Annotated in this window: 7 protein-coding genes; 5 read left to right on the top strand and 2 right to left on the bottom strand. The window is 40.9% G+C overall.

Annotation, left to right across the window (positions count from 1 at the left end):
* Window positions 1-742: 742 nt before the first annotated feature.
* Together G322_RS23515 and G322_RS0116190 are read right to left on the bottom strand one after the other, a co-directional pair.
* The gene (locus G322_RS23515; protein ID WP_022942768.1) at window positions 743-901 is read right to left on the bottom strand and encodes a hypothetical protein; all 159 of its coding nucleotides are present in this window, start codon (window positions 899-901) and stop codon (window positions 743-745) included.
* A 373-nt stretch (window positions 902-1274) separates the two neighbouring features.
* Window positions 1275-1553 (bottom strand): hypothetical protein, encoded by a 279-nt coding sequence (locus G322_RS0116190; protein WP_022942767.1) that lies wholly within the window; start codon window positions 1551-1553, stop codon window positions 1275-1277.
* Between the two features lie 216 nt (window positions 1554-1769).
* Here G322_RS0116190 and lepA point away from each other — a divergent pair, with 216 nt between their 5' ends.
* From lepA to recO, 5 genes are all read left to right on the top strand, one after another.
* The gene (gene lepA, locus G322_RS0116185; RefSeq protein WP_022942766.1) at window positions 1770-3566 is read left to right on the top strand and encodes a translation elongation factor 4; all 1797 of its coding nucleotides are present in this window, start codon (window positions 1770-1772) and stop codon (window positions 3564-3566) included.
* A gap of 95 nt (window positions 3567-3661) precedes the next feature.
* Complete coding sequence (gene lepB / locus G322_RS0116180) at window positions 3662-4582, top strand: signal peptidase I (RefSeq protein WP_022942765.1); 921 nt, start codon at window positions 3662-3664, stop codon at window positions 4580-4582.
* The gene (rnc, locus tag G322_RS0116175) at window positions 4579-5277 is read left to right on the top strand and encodes a ribonuclease III (RefSeq protein WP_022942764.1); all 699 of its coding nucleotides are present in this window, start codon (window positions 4579-4581) and stop codon (window positions 5275-5277) included. The genes lepB and rnc overlap by 4 nt, the downstream gene beginning before the upstream one ends.
* Window positions 5274-6176, top strand: coding sequence for a GTPase Era (gene era, locus G322_RS0116170; RefSeq protein WP_022942763.1), 903 nt, complete (start codon window positions 5274-5276; stop codon window positions 6174-6176). Before rnc ends, era begins: the two co-directional genes overlap by 4 nt.
* A 185-nt stretch (window positions 6177-6361) precedes the next feature.
* Entirely contained in the window at window positions 6362-7066 is a 705-nt protein-coding gene (gene recO / locus G322_RS0116165) for a DNA repair protein RecO (protein ID WP_022942762.1), read from the top strand.
* The last annotated feature ends 47 nt before the right edge of the window (window positions 7067-7113 follow it).

The following is a 7113-nucleotide window of genomic DNA, read 5'->3' as shown; positions in this document are numbered from 1 at the left end:
TGATTGAGTAATAGCTAGCTATTGCGATTGAATGCAACGTAGCTATTTATTATTTTAACCAACAAGATAGATCAGATACTTATGCGGATTGGTATGAGGCTTTAGCCTTGCGTGTTTTGACTTTATTTTTGATGTTCAGGCCAACAGAAAACAAGGCAGGGACTGAAGTCCCGCTTCCTAAAATTTACGGAAACAACTGCATCGCAAATTTTAACCATGCCAGTAAGCCTGATAACGCGATGAAATAATCGAGTTGAAACTATTCTAATGATTTTTTCTGCGCTTTCATAAAAATTAGTAAAAACACCATGCATTAGGGAAAATGTAATATCTGTGTTCAATCAGTGGGTGTAATATCAGTACCATTAGCGAGGGAAAATACAAAATATAGGCGGATGGACGTGATAGCTTGAGTACAAATGCACTGATCACCGTGGCAAAAATAGGGACTATCCAAGTTAGTTTAAGAGCAAGGCTAGTGTTAAAATAGTTAGGCACTACGTTGTGTATAAAACCCGGTACAAAATTATAAGGGTAAACAGCAGCAAAAAGAGTACAAACATGGTCAGTGCTATCATCCACGTATAAATAGGGATACGGTAACGTTTGCGTTGAATGTGAATGCTGACAATGGCATTTTGTTTCATTTTACTGATATAACGTGGAAAATTCATCACAATCAGCGGTAAAAAAATAATGGTGAAAGAGAACATATAAAAGTATAAATTGCCCACCGTCAGCCCTATCGGATGACTTTGTGCATCTCCAATAGCACCCCCCCCATTTTTAATAATAAAAATCTGTCTGGTCCCTCACGGGTATACCCCTCAACCGCGAGTTTCATATAATGTACTGAATCCCAATGAAGCCCAGTATCGGTAAACGCATCATATATACCCATGTTACCTCAAGATGCCTTGTCAGGCACAAGCTCGACAATCAGAACAAGGCGCAATACGAGGTCATCTATCGAACGGTTAACTGCGTTAACCTTCTAGCGATAGGATTAAATAAAAGACTTTAATCCTTTAATGTCATTCACTTTTTGAATGTTGCAACGCTGAGCTGGTTTTCGAGCTTGCGCCCCGCAGGGCAACTTGCACCAATCTACGTCGTTATAAAATTTCGACTTAGAATGACTATTAAATAATTAACGTCTTTATGTTAATTATACCGATAGAGGATTAATGTGTTTTTATTAATTTCTCGAAAGGTTCAATTTTATGCCTAGTATATCGGCACAATTTGCCTTGCTGACTTTGCATGTTGAAGTATCAAGGGTATAAACTGTGTTTACTGTCGTTAATCACAAAGTAGGCAAGTTCTGTGATATAAAAAAGCGCTAAATGGCGGGTAATAACCACCAACGCGATGTGCAGTAAAAGACGGGTGTTTTCAGAAAGGGTAACGTTTTTCCAATCGTTGTGTGCGCCAAAAGGGTTTTCTGGTTGATAAGGTAGCCAGTTTAGGTTGGAGTAGGCAATAAAAATTGCGTAGAGTAATCCCGCGCTGAGGGTGGCCATACTCAGCCATTCAATAACATGTAATTCCATTTACAAGTATCTTATTGATTAAATTGTGATGCGCACAATACGCACTTCTATTATAAAGATATTTATATTTTCACTGTTTTTTTAAAGATGGTGATCTGAGTGCAAATTCGCTAGAATGCCGAGTCATTGTATACCCAAGCTTCTTGGCGCTCTATTTGTTGTTTTAGGTGGCTTAGGTATAACTCAACGTACTCTATTTAAGGTATTAACCGTTTAATGAAAAATATTCGTAACTTCTCAATTATCGCTCATATCGACCACGGTAAATCGACATTATCAGATCGTTTAATCAGCACTTGTGGTGGGTTAAGTGAGCGTGAAATGGAATCTCAAGTGCTTGATTCAATGGACATCGAGCGTGAACGTGGTATCACTATCAAAGCGCAAAGCGTTACCCTTGATTATAAAGCTAACGATGGAGAAACTTACCAGCTTAACTTTATCGATACGCCCGGACACGTTGATTTCTCTTACGAAGTATCGCGTTCATTAGCCGCTTGTGAAGGGGCGTTATTGGTGGTTGATGCCGGTCAAGGGGTAGAAGCACAAACACTTGCCAACTGTTATACCGCACTTGATATGGACTTAGAAGTTGTGCCAATCTTAAATAAGATTGACCTGCCCGCAGCAGAGCCTGAGCGTGTTGCTGAAGAAATTGAAAATATTATCGGTATTGATGCAAGTGAAGCGGTACGTTGCTCCGCTAAAACAGGCGTGGGTATTGATTTAGTATTAGAAGAGATTGTACGCTGTATTCCACCACCAGTGGGCGATCTTGACGGGCCATTACAAGCGCTCATTATTGATTCTTGGTTTGATAGTTACCAAGGTGTTGTTTCATTAGTACGTATAAAAAATGGCCAAATTAAAGTCGGCGATAAGATGAAAGTGATGTCTACTGAAGGTGTTCATCTGGTCAGTAAAGTGGGCTACTTCACGCCGAAGCAATTGGAAACTGGTATTTTAAAAGCGGGTGAAGTGGGGTACGTGATTGCTGGCATTAAAGATATTCTAGGTGCACCCGTTGGTGATACATTAACCACCGCAGCCAATCCAGCTACAGAAGCGTTAGCTGGATTTAAACGTGTTACCCCGCAAGTTTACGCGGGCCTTTTCCCTGTTAGCTCTGATGACTACGAAAGTTTCCGTGATGCCTTAGCAAAATTAAGCATTAATGACGCATCTCTTTTTTATGAGCCAGAAAACTCATCGGCATTAGGTTTTGGCTTCCGCTGTGGTTTCCTTGGTCTATTACACATGGAAATCATTCAAGAGCGTTTAGAGCGTGAATACGACATTGATTTAATCACCACTGCGCCAACGGTAATTTATGAAGTTGAAAAAAATGATGGTGAAGTTCTGTACGTTGATAGCCCTGCAAAATTACCCGCTGTGAATGATATCCTTGAAATTCGCGAGCCAATCGCTGAGTGTAATATGCTCGTACCACAAGAGTACTTAGGTAATGTTATTACCCTGTGTATCCTAAAACGTGGTGTGCAGGTAAGCATGGTCTATCACGGTAACCAAGTCGCACTGACGTACCATATTCCAATGGGTGAAGTAGTGATGGACTTCTTTGATCGCCTCAAATCAACCAGTCGTGGTTATGCGTCACTGGAATATAACTTTGTTAAATTCCAACCTTCAGACATGGTACGTGTTGATGTACTGATTAATGGCGATCGTGTTGATGCACTCGCATTAATTACCCATCGTGCCAATTCAGAAACATACGGACGTCAGCTTGTTGAAAAAATGAAAGAGCTCATTCCTAGACAGATGTTCAATATTGCAATACAAGCGGCCATTGGAGGTAAAATCATTGCCCGTTCAACGGTTAAGCAGTTGACTAAAAATGTATTAGCAAAATGTTACGGTGGTGATATTAGCCGTAAGAAAAAGCTACTCAAGAAACAGAAAGAGGGTAAAAAACGCATGAAGTCGGTGGGTAATGTCGACATTCCACAAGAAGCGTTTTTAGCCGTGTTACATATCGGTAAAGATAAATAGATCTCTTTTGAAGTGGGACTTTAGTCCCGCCTATTTTGTAAGCAATGCGTTGATCATTTATCAACGCATTTTGTGTTTTAAACAGGAACAAAAAAATGGCAAATACGTTTGCACTAATTTTAGTTATTTTAACCTTTTCAACAGGCATTGTTTGGGTGATCGACAAACTCAAATGGGGGCCTGCTCGTAAAGCGGCGCGTCAAGCAGCACAAGATCAAGCATCGGTTGGACTTGATGAAAAGGTGCTCGCCACTATCCACCCAGAAAATATTATCATTGAAAACGCACGTTCACTGTTTCCAGTGATTGCTGTGGTCTTTGTATTACGCTCATTTTTATATGAACCGTTTCAAATTCCATCAGGTTCGATGATGCCAACGCTGTTGATTGGCGATTTTATTTTGGTTGAGAAGTTCTCTTATGGCGTGAAAGAGCCTATTTGGCAGAATACTTTAATTCCAGTTGGTTTACCCAAACGTGGTGATGTGGCGGTATTTAAATACCCAGAAGATCAACGTGTTGATTTTATCAAACGGATTGTTGGTTTGCCGGGCGATCGTATCGTTTATAAAGAGAAACAACTCTACATCGTAGCCGCCTGTGACGCGGATGATTGTGGTAACTACAAAGCATTAGACATGCAATCGTTAGGAGAGCAGAAGTTTAAAGATGAAGCAGCTATTATGGATGTTTATACTGAGATTCTAGGCGAAGTGGCTCATAAAGTGATTATGAACCCCAATAGACGTGATGCAGTTGGCTATTATTACCAGCAAAAAGATGTAAAAACCTATGCTTACGAGTGGGTTGTACCCGAGGGTAACTACTTTGTAATGGGTGATAACCGTGATAACAGCAAAGATAGCCGTTATTGGGGTTTTGTGCCAGAGCAAAACTTAGTGGGCAAAGCGGTGGCGACTTGGATAAGTTTTGAATTTTATCGTGATGCAGACGGCCTATTACCTACATGGGTGCCAAGTGCGGTTCGTTTCGATCGAATTGGTGCGATAAAATGAATAAAAATAAAATGATAGAAGCAGAATTAAAGCGTTTAGAAACTCGCATTGGTTACCAATTTAACGACTTTGCGCTGTTTAAACAAGCGATGACACACCGTAGTGCAACTGGGTTGCACAATGAGCGTTTAGAGTTTTTAGGTGATTCAATTTTAAGTTTTGCTATCTCAACAGATCTTTACCTGCGTTTTCCAAAAGTAACCGAAGGTGATCTTAGCCGATTACGTGCCACACTGGTTTGTGGAAAAATGTTAGCTGAGATTGGCCGAGAGTTTAACCTCAGTGATTGTTTGATTTTAGGGCCAGGCGAGCTGAAAAGTGGAGGCTTTCGCCGAGATTCAATTATTGCCGACGGCGTAGAGGCTATTATTGGCGCAGTATTTTTAGATTCAGATGTCGATACCGTGAGTGCGCTGATATTGAGTTGGTTTGATAGCCGCTTAAAAACCATTCAACCGGGCATTAGCCAGAAAGACCCTAAAACACGTCTGCAAGAGCATCTGCAATCACGTAAACAACCCTTACCACTCTACGAAGTTTTAGAGATAAAAGGTGAAGCACATAATCAACAATTTACCATGGGCTGTATGATTGATGGTATCGAGTCGGTACAAGGCAAAGGCACAAGTCGCCGTAAAGCAGAACAAATTGCAGCAGAAAAGATGCTAGTGGCTCTTTTAGGAGAAAAATTATGACAAAAAAATGTGGGTTAGTCGCCATTGTTGGTCGTCCGAACGTAGGTAAATCAACCCTGATTAATGCGTTACTGGGTCAGAAAGTAAGTATTACATCACGTAAAGCACAAACTACTCGTCACCGTATTTTAGGTATCGATACCGACGGTGATTATCAAACTATTTTTGTTGATACGCCGGGACTTCATATTGAAGAGAGACGCGCCATTAATCGTTTAATGAACCGTGCTGCTTCAAGTTCAATTAATGATGTTGAAATGGTGATTTTTGTCGTGGAAGGCACGCATTGGAACGAAGATGATGAGATGGTATTAGGTAAATTTAAATACTTGAAATGTCCTGTTGTTCTCGCGATCAATAAAATTGATAATGTGGAAGATAAAGAGTTATTACTGCCACATTTGAAAGCGCTAGGTGAGCGTTATCACTTCAAACATATTTTGCCAATGTCAGCTAAAAAAGGCGATAATATTGAAAAGATTCGTCAGTGGGCGCAAGAAGCGTTACCTGAATCTGAATTTTATTTCCCTGAAGATTATATTACCGACCGTTCATCACGTTTTATGGCATCAGAAATTGTACGTGAAAAGCTAATGCGCTTTTTAGGTGATGAACTACCTTACTCTGTGACCGTTGAAATTGAGCAGTTTAAACAACAAGCCAATGGCATGTTGCATATCAATGCGCTTATTTTAGTTGAGCGTGAGGGTCAAAAACGCATGGTGATTGGTAACAAGGGTGACAAAATAAAATCGATCAGTACCCAATCGCGCATCGATATGGAAGAGCTGTTTGATGCTAAAGTGTTTTTAGAAGTCTGGGTGAAAGTAAAATCTGGCTGGGCTGATGATATGCGCGCATTACATAGTCTGGGTTATGGCGACGACTACGGAAAATAACAGATGATCGCGTCGATCTTTAGCACTAACTCGGCGTTGGAGATACTCCTTTGCAGCTGCAAACTGCGTCTCTCCGCCTTGATTTAGTACTAAATCTCTTTGCGCTAATCAGTTATTACCTATGTGCAGGGTGAAAAATTAAACTTTAGTGTCACAATTCAACCTCTGTAAGAGACAAGCTAACCATGTCAATCGAGTGTCACAACGCCTTTATTTTACACCGTAGACCTTATGGGGAGACCAGTCAATTGCTGGATCTGTTCTGTCAGGATGTCGGTAAAGTCAGCCTTGTTTTTAAAGGAGGGCGCAGTGGCACACGTATGCGCCGTGGGTCGCCACAACCTTTTACCCTGTTACACGCGACCTATTTTGGGCGTGGCAACTTAAAAACCGTTAAATCCCTCGAAGCACAGACACAGGTTGTGCCGTTGGTGGGGGAGCGTTTGTATATGGCGATGTATATTAATGAGCTGTTATATCGACTATTACAAGCTGAAACGGCCTGTGATGGGCTATTTAGTAGCTATCAAGATACGTTAATCGCTATTGCAGGAGATGAAACCCCTCAAATTGCCCTGCGTAATTTTGAATTAACACTATTGGAAACATTAGGTTATGGTGTTAACTTCGAGCAAGATATCTATAGTGGTGAACAACTTGAGTGCGGTTTTGATTACCAATACCAACAGCAAGCGGGTTTTTTTGCCAAACAAGCTATCCATAACAAGCAGCATGTTTACACGGGAGAGCAAATACAGGCGTTAGCCTATCGCGACTTTTCCGATGCACAAATTTTATCGGCGGCAAAACGATTTTGCCGACAAGCATTAGCACATCTTTTGGGTGGCAAACCATTACATAGTCGCGCTCTTTTTAGCGCAACGAAATAAAGAGATTTTAAAATGAGTAAACTATTCTTCGGCGTTAGTTTATGGCG

Origin of the sequence: Psychromonas hadalis ATCC BAA-638 (assembly GCF_000420245.1) — a bacterium.
In the GTDB taxonomy this organism is placed as follows: Bacteria; Pseudomonadota; Gammaproteobacteria; order Enterobacterales; family Psychromonadaceae; genus Psychromonas; species Psychromonas hadalis.
Note: the sequence above shows the minus strand (reverse complement) of the source record. Positions and strands in the feature narration are given on the sequence as shown.

Bases quoted from the DNA above. Each gene is read 5' to 3' on its own strand.
- G322_RS23515 (WP_022942768.1), bottom strand. From the start codon at position 901: ATGGGTATATATGATGCGTTTACCGATACTGGGCTTCATTGGGATTCA.
- recO (WP_022942762.1), top strand. From the start codon at position 6,362: ATGTCAATCGAGTGTCACAACGCCTTTATTTTACACCGTAGACCTTAT.
- G322_RS0116190 (WP_022942767.1), bottom strand. From the start codon at position 1,553: ATGGAATTACATGTTATTGAATGGCTGAGTATGGCCACCCTCAGCGCG.
- era (WP_022942763.1), top strand. From the start codon at position 5,274: ATGACAAAAAAATGTGGGTTAGTCGCCATTGTTGGTCGTCCGAACGTA.
- rnc (WP_022942764.1), top strand. From the start codon at position 4,579: ATGAATAAAAATAAAATGATAGAAGCAGAATTAAAGCGTTTAGAAACT.
- lepB (WP_022942765.1), top strand. From the start codon at position 3,662: ATGGCAAATACGTTTGCACTAATTTTAGTTATTTTAACCTTTTCAACA.
- lepA (WP_022942766.1), top strand. From the start codon at position 1,770: ATGAAAAATATTCGTAACTTCTCAATTATCGCTCATATCGACCACGGT.